Consider the following 18085-nt stretch of genomic DNA (forward strand, 5'->3'; position numbering starts at 1 on the left):
TGGCTGGCGGGGATCCTATCCGCTCGCAGCGTCAGTCGACGTCGCGCCGATACAGCGCCGACAGCGCCCGATGCACCGCCACGAAATCCACCGCCGGCAGCTCGTACTCTCGCCGGCGAATGGTGTCGAGCAGCTCGCCATGCGGTATTAGCCCGTACCGCTTCAAGTAGTAGGCCGCCGCGTCACCCCAGATCCATTCCCCGTCGGTTCGATAGGCGACCGGAACCTGCGCCTGCCGCGGGTCCAGAACGTCGTCGGTGGTGTGATGGGCAATGAGTAGTGGGACGCCGGCGTCGAGGTACGCCAGGACCGCGGAGCGTTCGGGCTCGTCCAGCCGGGCGCCATCGCCTGCGGACGCCGCACGGTGAGCGCCAACGATGTCGTCGGGCAGCGGTGCCATGCGCGGCGGTGACGCCGCCGACGCGGTCCACAGGAGAGCCGCGCACTCGAGCGAGTTGCGGTGATACGCCGGCAAGCCGCCGTCCGGATCGTCGAAGACCTCGACCTGCGGACTGGACTCCCCACCGTCGGCGAGCGCCCGCCGGACGTGCTCGGTCACCTGGACGAGCGCAGTGTCGGCGAGGATGAGGTAAAGCCGTCGTGGCTCTGCCGGAGTGGAGCCGGGCGGCGGGTACCGCCAGCAGCGCCACAACGCCTGCGGACGGCCGGGCGCAGCGGCGACGGCCGCGACGGCCGTCCGGTCCAGCGGGTCCGTCTCCGCATAGTCGCGAGCAGGACCGTCCGCTGGCCGGGTCAGGTCCAGCGTGAAGGGGATCGTGCCGCCGTGCTGAGCAAGGACATCCGGCCCCACCGGCGCCGCGCCGTATGCCGGCGCGCGCGGCTCGCGCGCGGTGGCGAGCGCGAGGGCGTCGACGTCCTCGCCCGCGTCAACGAGCACCTGCGTGAGCAGCGCGGCGTCGGGCTCGCGAAGGATGAGGTCGTGAACGATGGCGGCGTAGCTCACGGCCTGTGCCACCTCGGCGCACAAACCGTCGGCGAGCCAGCTCCGGCAGTCCGCGACAACCTCATCCGGGAGGCGTCCCGCCAGCCGAAGCAGCATGCGGTGTAGTTGGTCCTGCGGGTCGGTCATGACGGCCATCGCGTGGGGTGATCGGGCCGTCGTCGGGCTCAGGTGGGACACAGCCAAACCTCCGTGGATTACCGCACGCGTTGCTGGCGCAGCGGTCGCTTGAGCACCTTGCCGGCGGCGGAAACCGGCAGCTCCGTAACGAACTCGATGTCGCGGGGAATCTTGTACCGGGCGAGGCGCTCCAGGCAGTGCCCGCGTAGCTCGTCGGCGTCTGTCCTGCCTGTGTCGCTCGGCACGACGACGGCGTGCACGCGTTCTCCCCACCGGTCGTCCGGGAGTCCGATGACGGCACACATGGCAACCCGGGGGTGCTGTGCCAGTACGGCTTCGACTTCGGCCGGGAACACGTTCTCGCCGCCTGAGATGATCATGTCCTTGATGCGGTCGACGATGAAGAGGTAACCACGGCCATCCAGATACCCGGCATCACCGGTGTGCATCCACCCGTCGCGAACCGCGGCCGCCGTCTCCTCCGGTCGCCCCCAGTAGCCGGACATCACGTGCCCACCCCGCACGATCACCTCGCCGACCGCCCCGGTGGGAAGCGCGGTGCCGCCAGGGCCGACCACGCGGACGTGGTACTGGTCGGAGTTCGGCCCGAGCACCGCGACCCGGTCACCCCGGCGGACACCGAGCCCGCGTAGCCCCGCGGCCAGCCTGGCCACCCGTTCGGCAGACTCGCCTACCGAACGCACCCGCCCACCACAGATCGTCATGGGTCGGTCCGGATCCTGCTGGACGAGCCGATGGAGCGCCTGGGTCACGTACATTCGACCCACCCGTTCGGACGCGCGGCTGCTGGTGTAGCTGCTGCCGCTGGGTGTAACGCAGCGCGACCAGTATGTGTCATAGCCACCGCGTCTCCTGCTCGGCCGCGCGCCTCGAACGTGCGCCCGAAGGGCCGAGGACGTCTCTTCGTCGGGCACGGCATGCGCGGCCCTCGCGTCCCATCCGTCTCCACCTCCGTAGCCTGCCGTCAAGCATTCACGACGTACAGGAGGCCGCGGCGGTTCTCCAACGCAGTCAGTGACACCCGTCGCCGGGCAGGTGGCGCGTGCCGTTGCCGTGTGAGCCCTACAGGTAGGGATCCCTGCAGAGCGCAGGCACCGCAGCTGCCTCTGGCGGAGACTCGTACGCCAGACGAACGGCCGCGACCGCCCACTGCATCCGCGCTACCGCTGTCGTCGGATCCGCCCCGTAGGCCCACGCGGCCCGCTCGAGACATCCTCGTGGGCCTACCTGCGCCAGCGTTGTGTCGACTGCTTGCCGGATGCTTGCCGGGGTAGGCCGTTCTGAGGGCTGCGTGAGGGAAGCGAACAGGGCCTCGGCGCGAAGATGCGTGATCTCCTCCGTGGGCATCCCGGTCTCCTTTCCCGTGGTGGCCGGCGATTTCCGGCGACCTACTCACACGACGGCGACGGGGGAGGGGCGGTTTATGATCTGCTGTCTTTCTGTGCGTATCGACGCTGGCCCCTGCTTCGCTGGGAGCCGCCGGAGGCCGGCAGTCGCGCGTCGAGCGACCGTCGCGGCTCATCTCCAGGGCTGGCTCGGTTCGCCGCGTCCGAGACGGGCGGCCGTGCGGTGGCGGCGTCGTGAGTGCAGGAGGAGAGGCAGCGACGCCCGATCAAAGGGTTATCCACAGGTTTCATGCATTGCTCGCCGAACTCCTTCATAGTGATGATCAGCGATGCCCTCGCGACAGCGCACACCGCAGGGGGTATATTCCGGGCTGAAGGTCCCGTCCTCCCGAGACCTTCAGTGCCGGGGCTGCCTGGTCGGGGCCGGCTCAGGACAGCCGGCCTGGCCGGCCGCCCTTGGCCTGTAGCGCCATTCCGGCTTGCACCCAGGCCTGCATGCCGCCGGCCAGGTTGTGGACCTGGCGGTGGTGGCGGGCGAGCAGCGCGGCGGCCTGTCGGGAACGCGCTCCGGATCGGCACACGGTGACCACCGGTCGGTCCGACGGCAGTTCCCCGATCCGGTCCGCCAGTTGCCCGAGCGGGATGTGTCGCGCCCGTGGCGCATGCCCGGCACGCCACTCGGCCGGGTCCCGCACGTCCAGCAGCACTGCTCCATCGGCGATCAGCGCCGCCGCCTCCTCCGGCCGCACCGAGGCGTATGGCTTTCCGAGGAGTCTCTTCAGCGTTCCGCCGAGTTTCACGCGTCCGCTCCCGTCACGACAGGGCGACCATTGCGGGCCCACCCGCCGGTGCCGCCGGCGACCGACCGGGCGTCGATGCCGGCGCGGGCCAGGAACTGCGCCGCGGCCAGGCTGCGGTTGCCGCTGGCGCGGCCCGGCCCGGCATTCCGGCCGTCCGACGCGGGGGTGTGAGCACTGCGACCGGGGGAACATATACCCCACAGGGTATGTTGTCCGGTGTGGGAGCACTGCCGAGATATGGAGGTTGGACATGGCGAGCGTGGCGTTGACCGGCGCGAACTTCGAGGAGACCGTCACCCGGGACGGAATCGTGCTGGTCGACTTCTGGGCAAGCTGGTGCGGCCCCTGCCGCAGCTTCGCGCCAGTCTTCGAGCAGGCCAGCGAGAAGCACCAGGACATCGTGTTCGGCAAGGTGGACACCGAGGCGGAGCAGAGCCTTGCCGCAGCTGCCCAGATCCGGTCCATCCCGACGCTGATGGCGTTCCGGGACGGCGTGCTGGTCTTCTCCCAGCCGGGCGCGCTGCCGGCCCGGGCCCTGGAGCAGGTAATCCAGGCGGTCCGTGACCTCGACATGGACGAGGTGCGGGCCAAGATCTCCGGGGAGCCGGCCAGCCGGTGACACCCTGAGCGACGACGGCAGGGGTGCGGGCGATCGCCCGCACCCCTGCCGTTTCTCAGCCGGAAAGGGCGTCCAGCGCCGCCCGCAACCGCCGGGTCGCCTCGTCGGCGACTGCCCGCAGCTCGGCCCCGTCGCTCAACCGCACCATCACCTGCGGATCGAGCGCCTGCACCAGGGTGGCGTCCGGCCCGTCCGCGCGCACCACCACGTTGCACGGCAGGAGCAGGCCGATGTTCCGGTCGGCCTCCATGGCACGGTGCGCCAGCGGCGGGTTGCAGCCACCAAGGATGACGTACTCATCGAGCTCGACCCCGAGGGAGCCAGTCCGACGCGCCCGAGTCGACCATCGGTCGGGAACGGAGACGCCGGAGCAGGTCGCCGACGCCCAGCGTGAGCTGGTCCGGATCGGCATCGACCGGCCCGCCGCACAGGCCACCGGCGAGGCCGAGCAGTGGGCGGCGACCCCGGAGGATCAGCTGCGGGAGCTGCGGCTGGCCGACTTCCCGGCGTTGGCCGCGGCCCGCGCCGGCAACGTCCCCGCCGATCTCCCCGCTGCGGGCGTCGTCCTCGACGTGCGGATGACCAACGAGTGGCGCGCCAGCCACATCGACGGCGCCCTGCACATCCCGCTGCCCGACCTGCCGCGACGGCTCGCCGACGTACCCGCCGGCACCGTCTGGGTACACTGCGGCTCCGGCTACCGCGCCACCGCTGCGGCGTCGTTGCTGGCCAACGCAGGCCGCGAGGTCGTCGTCATCGACGACAAGTTCGACCAAGCCGACCCCGCCGGCATCGACATGGTCAACGGCAGCTGACCCCACTCACGTACCGCCGGCCGGCGCCGGCCGGTCCCACCCGCAGCCGTCCGGCGGTTTCATCCGAACGAGGAGACATGAGCACTTCCGACTGGACCTGCGCAAGGAACACCGCGCTGAGCTGCGCAACCACTTCGACGAGGACGTGGTGCTGATCTGCCGCTCCGGCGCCCGCGCCGGAGCGGCCCAGCAGGCCCTCGCCGAGACCGGTCTGCCAAACCTGAAGGTCCTCAACGTCGGCATCATGGCCTGGCAGGCCGCTAACGCCCCGATCAAGCGGGGCAAGCAGAGCTGGGACCTGGAGCGGCAGGTCCGTCTGGTCGTTGGCTTCATCGGCGTCGGTCTCACCTTCGCCGCCGTCACCAACACCTGCGCGATGGGCATGATGGTGGGCAAGCTGCCGTACTACCGGGGCGCCAGCTGCGACCTGGACACCATCGCCGGCCAGCTGCGCGAGAGCACAGGGGGGCGGGCATGACCGCGGCCCTGGCACTGACCATCGGGCTGGCCGTCCTGATCGGCGTCAGCCTCGGGTTGCTCGGCGGCGGCGGGTCGATCCTCGCCGTGCCGCTGCTGGTCTACGTCGCTGACCTGCCCGCGAAGGAGGCCATCGCGACCTCGCTGCTCGTCGTCGGCGCCACCAGCGCCGTGGGCGTCATTCCGCACGCCCGGGCCAACCGGGTGCGCTGGCGTACCGGACTGATCTTCGGCTTCGCCGGCATGACCGGTGCCTACGCCGGCGGCCGGCTGGCCGAGTTCATCCCGGCCGGCTTCCTGCTCACCGGATTCGCGGTGATGATGCTGGCCACCGCGATCGCGATGATCCGCGGCCGTCGCAACGCCGAGGGCAAGCCGGTGCCGCACGAGCTGCCGGTGCTCCGGGTGATCCTGGACGGCGTGGTGGTCGGCCTGGTCACCGGCCTGGTCGGTGCCGGCGGCGGCTTCCTGGTGGTGCCCGCCCTCGCCCTGCTCGGCGGCCTGCCGATGCCGGTCGCCGTCGGCACCTCGTTGGTGGTCATCGCGATGAAGTCCTTCGCCGGCCTGGCCGGCTACCTGTCCAGCGTCAGCATCAACTGGGGCCTGGCCGCAGCGGTCACCGCCGCCGCCATCATCGGTAGTACCGCCGGTGGGCGGCTCGCCGGACGGATCCCCGCCGACATCCTGCGCAAGTCGTTCGGCTGGTTCGTCGTGGTCATGGGCGTCTTCGTCCTCGGCCAGCAACTGCCCGAGGAGCTACGCACCAACCCGCTGCTCTGGATCGGCATCAGTGTTGCCGCCGCGATCGCCGTGGCGGTGACCGTGCTGCGCGGCCGGAGGAAGTCGCAACCGCAGAGCGAACCGGCCACTCCGGCACCGGCCGGCTCCTCGTCCCGCCACTGAGCCACCACGAGGGGCGCCCGGCAGGTCCGGGGCCCTCGGGAAACCCGACGCGCCCGTCGTGATCGTCGAGTACGCCGACTTCCAGTGCCCGTTCTGCGGCCGACTGGGAGACCGAACCCAGCCTGATCCGGGGGTACGCCGACCAGGGACTGGTCCGCATCGAGTGGCGTGATCTGCCCTACCTCGGCGCGGAGTCCCGAGGCGCCGCCGCCGCGCGGGCTGCCGCCGCCCAGCGGTTCGCGCCCGTGGTGGAGATCCCTGGAGAAGCGGCGGACAGCGCTTCGTGACCGGCGCCCGGCCCGGCGAGGGTGCCGCCTTGGTCGGCCCAGCCCGACGCCAGTTCCCGTCGAGCCCCTACTGCCCGGTGCCCTCGGCAGCGGCCAGTTGAGAGCGGTGCAGACCCTCGCGCAGTCCGTCGTCTCCCATCACGAGGTACACCAGGGGGCAGTTCTGTGGGCCGGTGACGTCGAGCTGGCAGAGGGTGCACGGCTCACCGGGTCGGAGCGGGCACTTCGCATCCGGCCTGGTGCGCTTCCGAGGCGTCATATCGCAACGATGCTCGGGTGCTGGCCTCCGTGACAGGGGCCGTTGGTCACCTCATCCGGGACCGGAACCGCCGCACCCTGCGTAGCCGGCAGCTGATCCGGGGACCGCGGGTGAAGTTGGTCGGAGGTGCCCGCTGACCGGCACGTCAGGCACTTGGCTGGTCGCGGTAACGGCCCTGGCAACGGGGCAGGTTGAAGGCAGCGGATTCAGCGGCAGTTGGCGACACGCCAGGATGATGTCGGCTGCCGATGTGTCCAGGTATCCGTACCTATCGGCATTGCTCGTGACGCCTTGGCAGAATCGTTGCAAAACTGGGGGTCAAGGGGTCGTCGGTTCGAATCCGGCCGTCCCGAAAGTGGAAGCGTGCCACGTGGGAGGTGGGGTGTAGGAAGAACCCGGTGCCGATGTCGGGCAGGTCGAGCCCACCGTCGGCGCGGTACAGGAGCAGCAGATCTCGGAAGTGGTGTCGACTGCGGCGAGTCGGGCGGAACCGGCAGGTTCGGGCGGGCCGATGCTGTATGTCGGCGATCACGTAATTCGGACGCCCTCGTCGCGGATACGCGCACAGATGGTGTCATCGTCGGGGTCGCTCTTGGCGATCAGCCGGGGTCGGCGCCAGGGGGCCTGCTCGCGTACCCGCCGGTAGACGGTACGCAGGCTCATGCTCGGGCTTCCCCATACTGTCGGGAAACTCGAGCAAAACCCTGTCGAGGTCTTCCTATGCGGATTTACGCCGACTCGGGTGAGTTACGGGCAAAACTTCCGTTGACTTGCCTAGTCTCGCGGCGCCCAGACGGTGACGTCGATCTGGTACTCGCCGGACTTCGGGCCCACGAACACGATCAGCACGACTATGTGTGTCTCCTTGGAGCGCACGCAGAACTTGGCGCCTTGGAAGTACGTCTGCGTCTTGCTGATGCCTTCCCGGGAGAGCAGGTCTGCGCAGTCTGCGGCGGTCGGCGTTCCCACACCGGTCCATTTCGCCAGCAGGGCGGTGGAGCCCAGCGGTGCGATCTGGTGTGCGTCAGCGTCGTAGAAGTCCATCCCATCGCCGGGTGAGACAGTCGGCGGCACGGTGTCGAAGTCCACGCCCGAACCCCCAAACAGCAGCTTGTTCTGCCAGAGGGGCTCCTCCGTTCCGGCCGCGGCGGTAGGGCTCGACGCCGCCTTCGTGGCCGTAGTCGAGTGATTCGTCGACGTCGGCATGTCGGTAGAGGTGTTGGAGTTGGTGGCGGTGGTGGTGTCGTCGCCCCATCCGGAGATCTGGTAGATGAAGGCGCAGACGGCGAGGATCGCGGTGAGCAGGCCGGAGATGGCCGTGAGCAGGCCCGGCAGTGACGTCCAGAACGACGAGCGACCGTTCCTGGTCGTGTCCGGCTCGGCAGGGGCGGGTTCAACGCTCACGGGCTACGGCTCCCATCGATACGACGACCGTCGTGGTGAATCTGATCGAGGGCGACTGTGTCATGACGATCATGCCCGCGGCACGCGTCGGCGCCGCGGGCATGATCGCAAGCTCAGAGGGTCGGCATGGTGATGGAGGAGTCCCAGGCGCGTACGCCGGAGTGCTTGGTGTAATAGGAAATCTGGTAGGAGGTCAGGAGACTGTTCGGGGTTGGGCGGAGAGCAGTACCTGGGTCCAACCGCTGTCGTCGACGGTGCCGAGCCCGGTCAGGTCCGACCCGTTGAGGTCGTACGGGTTTTCATCGAGGTAGCGGTAGAGGGAGCCGTCGGACTTGTGCCCGAAGTAGACCCCGCCTCCGGGAGACGTCAGGCTGTCGAATACCTGCCAGGTCGAGGTCCTCAGCGCCGCGCTGGTCCAGTCCCCGGCGCCCTGGATCCGGTACGACAACAGGCGCCCGTCGCTGACCGTCCCGAGAATCCAGTCCGGACCGGTCGTGGTCAGCGTCTTCAACGTGAACCCGCCGTCGATCACCACCCGGCTGGTGATGTTGCTCAATGCAGGCTTGGTGGCGGTGACGGTGTATCGCTGCAGCACCCCGTCGGCGATCCCGAACAGGTGACCGTTGCCGTCATACGCCAGCAGGTCGTGCGTCCAACCCCCACCCAGATACACGGGAGCGTTGAACGTCAAGGACGTGTTGTTCGTGATCACGTCAACCCGATACAGGCCACCGGTCGGCGAGGTCACCAGAATCGTGTTGAAGTTCAACGTCGCCATGGCCCTCGGCACAAAACCCAACGACGCCGACGACACCACCGCCCCATGCGTACGCGTACCGGCCGCCGCATCCACGACCGAATACGTCAACCGACCATCCGACAGCACGCCGTAGATGGAGGCGTTGCCGGAGATGTCGTCGACGATGTTCTTGTAGCGCAGTGACTTGTAGGACGACGTGGGATGCCCCTCCAGGGACGCGCTGCTGAACGAGGCCCCGGTCCTCTTCACCAACGGCGTCGAGCCGAAGCTGTAGTACCAGAACTTCGTCTTCGCCGAGTCCTCCCAGCCGCCGAAGAGGATCGCGTGGTACGGGTAGCCGGATTCGGTGTCGTACACATCGTCGAGGAGATCCCCCGGCTTGAGCTCACTCCGGCTGATGGCGAAGGTGTAGGTGGAGCTGTCGAGACCCTGAGTGTTCGGGTTGGCGTTGAGGTGCCAGGCCATGCTGACGAAGCCGGAGCAGTCCCGGCGATACTCGCGCGAATGGATGCCGTCCCAGGTGTACAACGACTGGTTGTAGGTCAGGTCCGAGTCGAACCGACGGTTGTACCAGTCGGTGGCGCGGCCGATCACCTCGGACCGGGTGATCTGGCCACCAAGCGACGACGCGGCATGTGCCGGCGCCGGCGCGCGCACGGAGGAGAGTGTTGCAGCCGCCAGACCCAGGGTGGCGGCGACCGAGACGCCCATGGTCATGGCAACCACACGGCGGAGCGTGATCTTCAGCCTCATGACCGCAGAGTTTGGCTCGCACGGCGGCGCACGGAACAGCGACAACCTACACAGTGGACCCACACAACCCGGCGTAGGACTCAGCGAATGCCCGCTCCTGTCCGCTCCGGACCCAGTCTCAGCGCCCTCTCGTCGAGGCCGAGCTCGCCGAGGATGTGGTCGCACGCGGCACGATGCTCGGCCGCGCGAGGATCACCCAAGGCGTACAACGTGTGATCGAGGCGGGTGTGCAGGCGGGCGGCCTCCAACGGCAGCCGCAGCCGCTGCCACGTGTCCAGGGCCCGGGAGAACGGCTCGAGCGCTTCCTCGGGTCGCCCCCGAGTGAGCGCGAGGTCGCCCGACGACCGCAACGCGTACGCGGTGCTGCCGGCGTCGCCGAGCCGTTCGAACGTGGCCAATGCGCGGCGGATCAGGCCGTTCGCGACCTGCCACCGACCCCGGTGTACGGCCAGGTCACCGAGCCGGACCTGGGCGTACGCCTGTGCGGCGTCGTGACGGGCGGCCTGGCTCAGGGCCAGGGCTTCGGCGAGCGCGGTCTCGGAGTCGGCCAGTCGGCCCAGGTCAGCGAGCACGTCGGCCTGGGTGAGCAGCCGCAGCGCTGTGATGAGCGGAGTGTCGGCCGTGCGCTGGATGGCCACCGCCCGCTCCGACAGCGGCAGAGCCTCCTGCGGCCGGCCGGCTTCGAGGTGGATCGTCGCGGCCGACGACAGGGCCGTCGTCAGAAGGAGCGGGGACGTGTCGCCGCAGGCGGCGAGGGCCTGCTCGCAATGGTCGGCCGCCTCGCTGAGCCGGCCGCGGCGCTTCGCGTACAAACTGGCCTGCATCAAGGCCCGGATCAGCAGATCGGGCTCGCCAAGCGCGCGAGCCGACGCGAGCATCTCTCCGGTCAGCTGGGGCATCTCGGTGTCCATGTCATGGTCCAGGAGGGCGGAGAACAGGGTCTGCGCGAGACGCAGCCGTAGCCTGTCATGCCCGCTCGTGCGGACGGCGGCCAGCGCCTCGCGCAACGTGCTGATGTTGTCGTCGCGGTAGCCGCGTACCCGAAGGAACCCGGCGAGCCGTAAGGCGAGCGCGCCCGCCACCTCGGCGTGACCTAGCCGGACTGCGCGATCCACCGCGGCCACCAGGGTGATGCGCTCGGCCTCGAACCAGTCCGCAGGCGCTGCCCGAGCCGTCGCCGCGGGGCGTCGGGGGGCTTGGCCAGCCGGCAGGCCGGCGCCGTACTCGTAGCCGTGCCCTGACGCGTCGTCAGCCACGCCGGCCACCGCCAGCCAGACCCGGAGCAGGCCGTCCGCGATGCGGTCGAGGTCGTCGGGGCTCTCCTCAGCCTGCGCCCGCTCGCGGGCGAACTCGGCGATGAGGTCATGCAGGCGGAACCGCTGCTGGCCGACCGCGTCGACGCCCACCGGCTCGACAAGATGCACGTTGACCAGCTCGTCGAGAAGCGGCTCGACCGGCCCGGCGCAGAGCTCGTCGGCGACCCAGTCCGGCCAGTCCGGCGCCCAGAGCAGCGCCAGCCGGCGGATCAGCTGCTGTTCGGCGTGGCTGAGGGCCTGGTAGCTGAGGCCGATGCTGGCTCGGACGTCGAGATCGCCGACCGACAACGCGTCGAGCCGGCCGTGTTCGGCGGTGAGCCGCCGGCCCAGCTCGGCGACGGACCAATGTGGCCGCACCGCCAGCCGTCCGGCCGCCACGCAGATGGCCAGCGGCGAGTATCCGCACGCGTCGACCACCTGAATGGCGGCGGCGGGTTCGTCCGCGATGCGCGGCGCTCCGGCGATGCGGGCCAGCAGGCGCAGCGCGTCCTCGCGTCCCAGCGCGGGCACCGTCCGCCGGGCCGCGCCCACCAAGGCGCCCAGGTGTCGCCGGGAGGTGATGATGGTTGCGCAGCCCCCGGCCGGTGGCAGCAGCGGCCGGACCTGCTCCTCGGCGCCGGCATCATCGAGCAGCAGCAACATCCGCCGGCCCGCGAGCAGACTGCGGTACGCCGCAAGCCGCTCGTCGGGATCCGGCGGCACCTCGGCCCGTGGCACGCCGAGCGCCCGCAGAAACCGGCCGAGCATGAGGTGCGGGTCGACCGGCTGCTCCTGCGCGCCGCGCAAGTCCGCGTACAGCTGCCCGTCGGGAAACTCCTCGGCGAGCCGGTGTCCGACGGCCAGCGCGAGAGCGGTCTTGCCGATCCCGCCCGGGCCCACCAACAACGCGGTGTGCGCTTCGACGGAACTGGTCCAGCAAAGCTCCGAGGCGATCTCGGCGATCATCTCGTCGCGACCGGTCAGCGCCGCCGGCGGAGGCAGCTGGCGCGGCAAGGCGCCGCCCGGGGGTTCGCCGGTCGTACCGGAACCCTTGTCGGCCGCAGGCGCCGACGGCCGCGCGGCAGCCCCGGTGAACGCGGCCCTCTGCTCACCGTCGAGGCCCAACGCGTCGGCGAGGCGGCTGATCGTGTATTGGTGCGGGAACCGGCGGGTGCCCCGCTCCAACGCGCCCACGGCCTGGCTGCTGATCGAGGCGCGCGCCGCCAGCTGTTCCTGGGTGAGGCCCACGTTCCTGCGGTGTTCGCGGAGCAGGGCACCGAACGAGAACGCCATGAGCTGTCACCCCTCACACCAGACTGAGCGCGCCCCGAGGGCCGCGTCGCAGCGCCGCTCATGGTATCGAGCCGGGGCGACCCAACGGAAAGCCGTCGATGCCTGCGAGTCCCCACGGCGCCGGCCCCCGGCGGGGGACAATGGCGGCATGCCCGGCTGGGTCCTGCACGCGCATGGGCGCACGCTGCACGGGCAGCCCGCCGACGAAGACCGCGCCTTGGGTCGACCTCACACTGCTGGCTTCGATCGCTCGACCTGTCTGGTCCAGCCGAGGAAGCGGCGGTGCAGCACGCCGGCCGGTGTCCAGGGCATGTCCTCGGGGGCCTGGACGAGATAGCTTCCGAGGTAGAGGGCCAACGACACCGGAGTATCCGCATACTCGGCCCGCAGCTCCCGCTTCCGCGTCGGGCAGGGCCAGGGCAGATCGCAGCCTCCGCAGCTCCAGACTACTCAAGGGCGACACCGCCTCAGCCCAGATGCCCACCCCTGACGAACGCAAGGAACTGGACATCGGCGAAGGCGTCCCGGTCCTGGTGGTCTTCCGCGCCGACGGGTCCTGCGAGCTGTACCCCGCCGACCGCATCCGGGTCGGGCGCTAGCGACTAGCCCGCAGCCGGTGAGCCCTCGCTTGTAAGTTCTGGGCGCTTCGTCTGGCGGGGTCTCTCCGCGTCCGAGACCTCGGGCGCCTGTCCCCGCCCGGCAGCCGGCGGCACGTCAGCCCGTGCGGCCAGGTGAGATCAGGGTCAGCTGATCGGGGGTCACCGCGTACCCGCCGGCGCGGCCCGGACCGGTCACCGTGAAGCGGATAACGTGTAGCCCCGCCGCGAGCTGCCGGGATCCCAGCCCGTAGACCTGATAACTCTCGGACGCCGTCATGGTCGGATCGAAGGCGCCGTTGGCGAGGTTGGTGCCGTCCATGCTGACCTGGACAGCGGCCCGATCGGCGTCCCGGGCATAGCGCACGGCCACCTCGTAGTTGCCCGTCGTGGGCACCACGAACGGGATCTCGACATGGTGCCCGGTCGCCGGAGCCACGTATCGCAGCGCCCGGCCACCCCGGGCCTGTATGTCGGTCACCACCGTCGGGCCCGGCCCGTTCGGGGATCCGTACGACACGGACGTGCCGAACTCCCACTCATGCTCGGTGAACGGGGGGCCGGTGTCCGGGTCGTCGAGCCCTCCGGTCAGCCACTCCAGGTTGAACCGGGCAACCGCCACCCGTTCCGGGAACGTCGGGTCGATGCCGTCCCGGCCGTACAGCAGCAGGATGGTCCCGTCCGAGGTGACGGCGAGGTCCGAGTAGTACGAGGGGCCCGGATTGACCACCCGGCGGTAGCGGTAGCTGTTTCCCTCGTCATAGCTGACCGACACGGTCATGTTCTGCCGGGTCGGGGCGTCCGGCCTACTGAACAGGACCCGGTTGACATCCGGGCTGCCTCGGCCGCCGCTGTACCGGGCGAACCCTGCGTCGACGGCGGTGAGCTGTCCGGTCGCCGAATCCAGCATCGGGTCGGCCCAGGTCACCCCGCCATCGGCGCTCGCCGACGTGATCCGCGAGTGCACGCCGCCGGAGCCGTACCGGCCGTTGACGATCACGGCGCCGTCCGCGCGCTGGAACACCCGATTCTCGCCGATCGGGTACGTCTCGGAGACCGGCACCGGCTTACCCCATTTCCAGCTGGCGCCATGGTCGTCGCTGTACACCATGGATACCCCGTACCGGCGCGCCGGCACCGGATTGCCGAGGAACTCCCGGCGGTGGGTCAGTGGCATCAGCAACCGGCCGCTGTCGAGTTGGATGCCGTGCCCCGGGGTCGGAGCGTGTTGCGTCCACCCCTGGGCGTTGTTGGCGAACAGGCCGGTCAGTTCGGTGGGTGCGGTCCAGTGCAGGCCGGCATCGGTGCTCTTGCGGAGGTACAACCGTGAACGGTCGGCCGAGCAACCCGTGTTGCCCGCGTCCCGGAAGCTCTGGTTGTAGAAGAGGAAGACGGTGCCCGTGGCCTGGTCCACCACCGGCGTGGGGTTCCCCCACGACTCGCCGTTCGTTGCCGGTACGACCACGGTCGTCGGCTCCCACGTCTGGCCACCATCGGCGCTCCGTCGCAGAACGAGGTCGTGTGCCCCGAAGTCGCAGTCACTGAACTTGCGCCCCTCGGTGAACGCGAGGACGGTGTCCTCCGGCAGCACCGTCAGGCTGTGCACGTGGTAGTTGGCGTAGTCGCCCGCGGTCGAGTCCCACAGCGTGGTCTCGGTGAACGACGGCGGGCTCACCGACGCGGCGGGGGCGCCGGTGGTCGTTCCCAGTATGGCCAGGGTGACCAGCAGCCCGCCCATCATCCTCCACCAGAATGTACGCCCACCGTGCGAAGCCGTTCGCATTCCCGGCAACCCCCCTCTGGTTACGATTTCTGTCCCCGGACGTGTCTGGCTAGTGCAATGTCCACTGACGTTCACCGGGGTTCCGATGGTTGTTGTGGATCTTCGCCGGGTGCTCCGGTGCCTGCGCCGGGCAGCCGTGCCGCGCCGGTGTGACCGAGACCGTAGCCCGTCTCCAGCGCCAGGCTCCGGGCGCGGTGGGACAGTTCGCCCGCGAGGGTCTCGTCGCCGAGTCGCAGGTGCACCTCGGCAAGCGCGCTCAGTACCCGGCTCTCGATCAGCCGGTACCCTGCCCGACGGGCCAGTTCCAGAGCTTGCTCGCCCTGCTGTCGTGCTTCATCGAGTCGGCCCAGGTGTGGCAACGTTTCGGCGAGCCCGGTGCGGGCGTCGGCCTGGCACCAGTAGAAGCTGGTCCGCTTCGCGACGTAGAGTGCCCGGCGATGCTGCACCTCGGCCGCCACCGGCTGGCCCATCCGCAGGCAGACGCGGCCGAGCGCGTTGAGCGCCCACGCCTGCGTGCCGTCGTCGCCGAGCTGTCCGGTCAGCTCGACGGCGGTGTCGGCATCCGACCGCATCTCTTCGAGCAGGCCGGTTCCGGCATCCGGCCGGGCCGGCTCGGGCAGGCTGGTCTCGCAGCGCAGCAACGCCCGCCCGGCCAACGCGGTTGCCTCGCCGTAGCGGTAGCCGAGGTCCCGGTTGGCCTCCAGCGCCCGGCCGTAGAACTCCTCGGCGACCTGGTCTTCCCCGAGGTCGCGGTGCACATTGCCCAGATCCACCAGCAGCACCGCTACGCTGTACCGCGCGCCGGCCTGTTCGCCCAGCTCCAGCGCCCGGCTGAAGTGCTCACGCGCCTTCTCCAGAGCGCCGAGCTGCCAGTACGCGAAGCCGAGGTTCGCCAGCGCCATCACCACCCCGTCGCTGCTTCCCAACTCGCGCTGGAGGGTGAGCGAACGCAGCCCGGACGCGATCGCCTCGGTCGGATCGCCGAGCCGCTGGTGCACCGCGCTGAGGTTGTTCAGCACCGCGGCCTGGCCCTCCAGCCACCCACTGGCGAGGTTGCCCCGCATCGCGTGGCCGAGGTGATCCCGGGCCTCCTCGTACCGGCCGCTGTTGACGCAGGCGAGGGCGATGCTCTGGTGCATGGCGGCCTGCGCGCGATCGTCCTCGGCGAGACGCGCCGCCGCCAGCGCCGTCGACGCCACGTTCACCCACTCGGCACGGTGACCGCGGTGGTGGAAGTACGCCCGCAGCGCGTCGGCGAGGTGCCAGGAGAAGTGGTGCGGGCCCTGTTTCGCCGCCTGGCTGACCGCCGCGGTGAGGTTCGGCCACTCGGCGTCCAGCCAGGCGAGTGCGGCGTCGGTGTCGGTGAAGCGTACCCCGTCCGGAAGCTCCCTCGGCAGCCGGAGGAAATGCGGGATGAGGCGCCTGCCGGCGGCGTCGGCGGTCCGCAGGTAGTGGTCGAGAAGCCGCTCGCGGGCCTGTTCGCGATCCGGCGGTGGGTCCTCGGCCCGTACCCGGTCTATCGCGTACCGGCGGAGCAGGTCGTGGAAGTGGAACCGGCCGCGGGTGTGCTGCTCGACCAGGTGCGCCGCGGCCAGCGTCCGTAGTAGCCGGTTGGTGCCGGCGATCGGCAACCCGGCGACCGCACCGGCCGACTCGGCGGTGAAGGTCTGCCCCGGCATCAGGCCAAGGTGACGGAACATCCGCCGGTGCTCGGTGGAGAGGGCCCGGTAGGACAGGGCCAGTGCCATGGTGACCGCGCTCTCCTCGGCGCCATCCACGGCGAGTTCGGCCAGGGTGTCGCCGTGCGCCAGTTCGTGGGTGAGGGCTGCGATCTCCGGTTCCGGGCCGGCGGCGATGTTGGCGGCGGCGATCCGCAACGCGAGCGGGAGGCGCCCGCAGCGGCGGACCAGCTCCGTGGCGGCCACCGGTTCGGCGGCCACCTGCGCGGCGCCGAGCAGGACTTCCAGCAGCCGCAGCGAGTCCGCCGTGGGCAGTACGTCCAGAGGCAGGGGTTGTGCGCCGGTACGGGCGATCACCTCACCCAGTCGCTGCCGGCTGGTGATCAGCACGGTTCCGGTCGGCGGGATCAGTGGATACAGCTGGTGGGCGTCGCGTGCGTTGTCCAGCACCAGCAGGATCTTCTTGTCCGCCAGCAACGAGCGGAACAGCTTGGCCTGGCCGTCCGGTTCCGGCGGGACCAGCCGGGGGTCGGCGCCGAGGCCGCGCAGCAGTTGGGTGAGTGCCGCCGACGAGGTGAGTGGCTCGTGTTCGGCGTCGAAGCCGCGTAGGTCGAGGTAGAGCTGCCCGTCCGGGAAGTGGCTCCGCGAGCGGTGGGCCCAGTGCACGGCCAGCGCCGTCTTACCGACCCCGGCGGTCCCGCTGATCACCCAGATCCCGGTGCTCGCCGAGGGGGCTGTCACGCCCGCGTCGAGCCGGGCGAGTTCGTGGTCGCGCCCGACAAAACCGCGCGGGTCGTGCGGCAACTCGGCCGGTCGCATCAGCCGGGGCGGTGAAACATCCTCCTGCCGAACGTCCAGCGACGGGTCGGCACGCAGGATCGCCGTCTCCAACTCGCGTAGCTCCGGTGCCGGGTCGAGGCCGAGTTCGTCGGAGAGCCGGGCCCGCAATCTGTGGTAGGTGCTCAGGGCGTCGTTGGTCCGGCCGGTGCGGTAGAGGACGAGGATGAGCTGGCCGACCAGCCGCTGCCGCATGGGTTGCTCGGCCACGAGTTCGGTGAGTTCACCGAGTTGCTGCCGTGCCTCGCCCAGCCGGAGCCGGGCGTCCATCCGGTCTTCCAGGGCGGCCCACCTGGCTTCCCAGAGGCCACCGCAGAGTCGGTCGCGCACCTCGTCGGAGGCGACGTCGGCGAGGGCATTGCCGCGCCACAGTTCGAGCGCCTGGTCGAGCAGTTCGACCGCGCGCTCGTCGTCCGCGCCGCGTGCCCTGGTCGTCAGGTCGACGAATCGGTGTACGTCGACGGTGAGTGGGTCAACGCGTAACAGGTACCCGGCGCCCTGGTTGAGGATCTCGGGTCGCCCGGCTCCGGCAACTAGGAACGCCGAGCGCAGCCGGGACACGAGTGCTTGGATCGATTTGCGCGAGGAGGCGGGTGGGTCGTGCGTCCAGGTGAGATCGATCAGCCGGTCCATCGACACCGGGCGGTTGGCTTCCAGCAACATCACCGCGAGCACGAGACGCTGCTTGCGTGAGCCGAGGTCGAGCCGTACGCCCTCCGACCACGCCTCGACCGGGCCAAGGACTCGGAACTCCACGTCGGTCACCTCCGCTCGCCTGATGCGCCTGGCCGGCATGGACCTTCTCTTGGACCAGTTGCAAGCCGACTGCATAACAAATGCAGACGCGCATGGAGATCATCGTGCCCGACTGAATTGATCTCAAACGGCTTGGTGGGAGGACGCGAGTGCGACAGCGGTTCTGCTCGCGGGATCCGTGCCGCTACACCCTGGCTGACCTGGCCGTATGCGCCCGGCGCGACGCACCCGGAACGTCAGGTGAACAATTCATGAATACCTTCCGCTCGTTCGTGGCCGTTGATGCTGCCGCTTTCCTTCCGGCGCTGACCAGCCATTCCG

The 18085-nt window shown here is 70.0% G+C and carries 15 protein-coding genes and 4 pseudogenes; 6 read left to right on the forward strand and 13 right to left on the reverse strand.

Translation table 11 applies throughout. The features are described from left to right. Positions 1-31: 31 nt before the first annotated feature. The 4 genes and pseudogenes from ABZ807_RS19595 to ABZ807_RS19610 form a co-directional block, all read right to left on the reverse strand. Entirely contained in the window at positions 32-1090 is a 1059-nt protein-coding gene (locus ABZ807_RS19595) for a hypothetical protein (protein WP_357159588.1), read from the reverse strand. A 68-nt stretch (positions 1091-1158) separates the two neighbouring features. Beyond that, a complete protein-coding gene (locus ABZ807_RS19600; protein ID WP_357159665.1) occupies positions 1159-1659 on the reverse strand; it encodes a hypothetical protein in 501 nt (166 codons plus the stop codon). Positions 1660-1674: 15 nt separating this feature from the next. Next, positions 1675-1860, reverse strand: a pseudogene (locus tag ABZ807_RS19605) (AMP-binding protein); the annotation flags it as partial. A 1016-nt stretch (positions 1861-2876) separates the two neighbouring features. After that, a complete protein-coding gene (locus ABZ807_RS19610) occupies positions 2877-3197 on the reverse strand; it encodes a rhodanese-like domain-containing protein (protein ID WP_357159667.1) in 321 nt (106 codons plus the stop codon). 301 nt (positions 3198-3498) lie between these two features. On the opposite strand from ABZ807_RS19610, the gene trxA reads away from it, so the two are divergent. Next, entirely contained in the window at positions 3499-3867 is a 369-nt protein-coding gene (gene trxA / locus ABZ807_RS19615; RefSeq protein ID WP_357159591.1) for a thioredoxin, read from the forward strand. Between the two features lie 55 nt (positions 3868-3922). On the opposite strand, the gene ABZ807_RS19620 is transcribed toward trxA, so the two are convergent. Then, positions 3923-4279 (reverse strand): DUF302 domain-containing protein, encoded by a 357-nt coding sequence (locus ABZ807_RS19620; protein ID WP_357159594.1) that lies wholly within the window; start codon positions 4277-4279, stop codon positions 3923-3925. Between ABZ807_RS19620 and ABZ807_RS19625 the strand changes: the two are divergent. The 4 genes and pseudogenes from ABZ807_RS19625 to ABZ807_RS19640 all read left to right on the forward strand — a co-directional run. After that, positions 4227-4682 (forward strand): annotated as a pseudogene (locus ABZ807_RS19625) (rhodanese-like domain-containing protein); the annotation flags it as partial. The gene ABZ807_RS19620 and the pseudogene ABZ807_RS19625 sit on opposite strands and share 53 nt — an antisense overlap. Before the next feature lie 91 nt (positions 4683-4773). Next, positions 4774-5160 (forward strand): annotated as a pseudogene (locus ABZ807_RS19630) (rhodanese-like domain-containing protein); the annotation flags it as partial. Further along, entirely contained in the window at positions 5157-6062 is a 906-nt protein-coding gene (locus tag ABZ807_RS19635; protein WP_357159597.1) for a sulfite exporter TauE/SafE family protein, read from the forward strand. The pseudogene ABZ807_RS19630 and the gene ABZ807_RS19635, both read left to right, overlap by 4 nt. A gap of 58 nt (positions 6063-6120) precedes the next feature. Continuing rightward, the gene (locus tag ABZ807_RS19640; RefSeq protein WP_357159600.1) at positions 6121-6234 is read left to right on the forward strand and encodes a hypothetical protein; all 114 of its coding nucleotides are present in this window, start codon (positions 6121-6123) and stop codon (positions 6232-6234) included. Positions 6235-6416: 182 nt separating this feature from the next. On the opposite strand, the gene ABZ807_RS19645 is transcribed toward ABZ807_RS19640, so the two are convergent. From ABZ807_RS19645 to ABZ807_RS19670, 6 genes and pseudogenes are all read right to left on the reverse strand, one after another. Continuing rightward, positions 6417-6608 carry a DUF6767 domain-containing protein gene (locus tag ABZ807_RS19645; protein WP_357159603.1) on the reverse strand — a complete coding sequence of 64 codons (192 nt, stop codon included), beginning with the start codon at positions 6606-6608 and terminating at the stop codon, positions 6417-6419. Positions 6609-7160: 552 nt separating this feature from the next. Beyond that, positions 7161-7283 (reverse strand): annotated as a pseudogene (locus ABZ807_RS19650) (IS630 family transposase); the annotation flags it as partial. Between the two features lie 99 nt (positions 7284-7382). Further along, positions 7383-8012 carry a hypothetical protein gene (locus tag ABZ807_RS19655; protein ID WP_357159606.1) on the reverse strand — a complete coding sequence of 210 codons (630 nt, stop codon included), beginning with the start codon at positions 8010-8012 and terminating at the stop codon, positions 7383-7385. Positions 8013-8205: 193 nt separating this feature from the next. Then, positions 8206-9525: a hypothetical protein gene (locus tag ABZ807_RS19660; RefSeq protein WP_357159609.1), complete on the reverse strand. Its 1320-nt coding sequence runs from the start codon at positions 9523-9525 to the stop codon at positions 8206-8208. An 80-nt stretch (positions 9526-9605) separates the two neighbouring features. Continuing rightward, positions 9606-12113 carry a tetratricopeptide repeat protein gene (locus ABZ807_RS19665; RefSeq protein ID WP_357159612.1) on the reverse strand — a complete coding sequence of 836 codons (2508 nt, stop codon included), beginning with the start codon at positions 12111-12113 and terminating at the stop codon, positions 9606-9608. Between the two features lie 228 nt (positions 12114-12341). Further along, positions 12342-12536 carry a hypothetical protein gene (locus tag ABZ807_RS19670; protein WP_357159671.1) on the reverse strand — a complete coding sequence of 65 codons (195 nt, stop codon included), beginning with the start codon at positions 12534-12536 and terminating at the stop codon, positions 12342-12344. A 53-nt stretch (positions 12537-12589) separates the two neighbouring features. Here ABZ807_RS19670 and ABZ807_RS19675 point away from each other — a divergent pair, with 53 nt between their 5' ends. Continuing rightward, positions 12590-12712 (forward strand): hypothetical protein, encoded by a 123-nt coding sequence (locus tag ABZ807_RS19675; protein ID WP_357159615.1) that lies wholly within the window; start codon positions 12590-12592, stop codon positions 12710-12712. A 115-nt stretch (positions 12713-12827) separates the two neighbouring features. Here the strand turns inward: ABZ807_RS19675 and ABZ807_RS19680 are convergent, their stop codons facing one another. Further along, positions 12828-14450 carry an exo-alpha-sialidase gene (locus ABZ807_RS19680; protein ID WP_357159618.1) on the reverse strand — a complete coding sequence of 541 codons (1623 nt, stop codon included), beginning with the start codon at positions 14448-14450 and terminating at the stop codon, positions 12828-12830. A gap of 113 nt (positions 14451-14563) precedes the next feature. Next, positions 14564-17764, reverse strand: a complete 3201-nt coding sequence (locus ABZ807_RS19685) for a BTAD domain-containing putative transcriptional regulator (protein WP_357159621.1) — start codon at positions 17762-17764, stop codon at positions 14564-14566. Between the last annotated feature and the right edge of the window lie 321 nt (positions 17765-18085).

Origin of the sequence: Micromonospora sp. NPDC047548 (assembly GCF_040642975.1) — a bacterium.
Lineage (GTDB): Bacteria > Actinomycetota > Actinomycetes > Mycobacteriales > Micromonosporaceae > Micromonospora.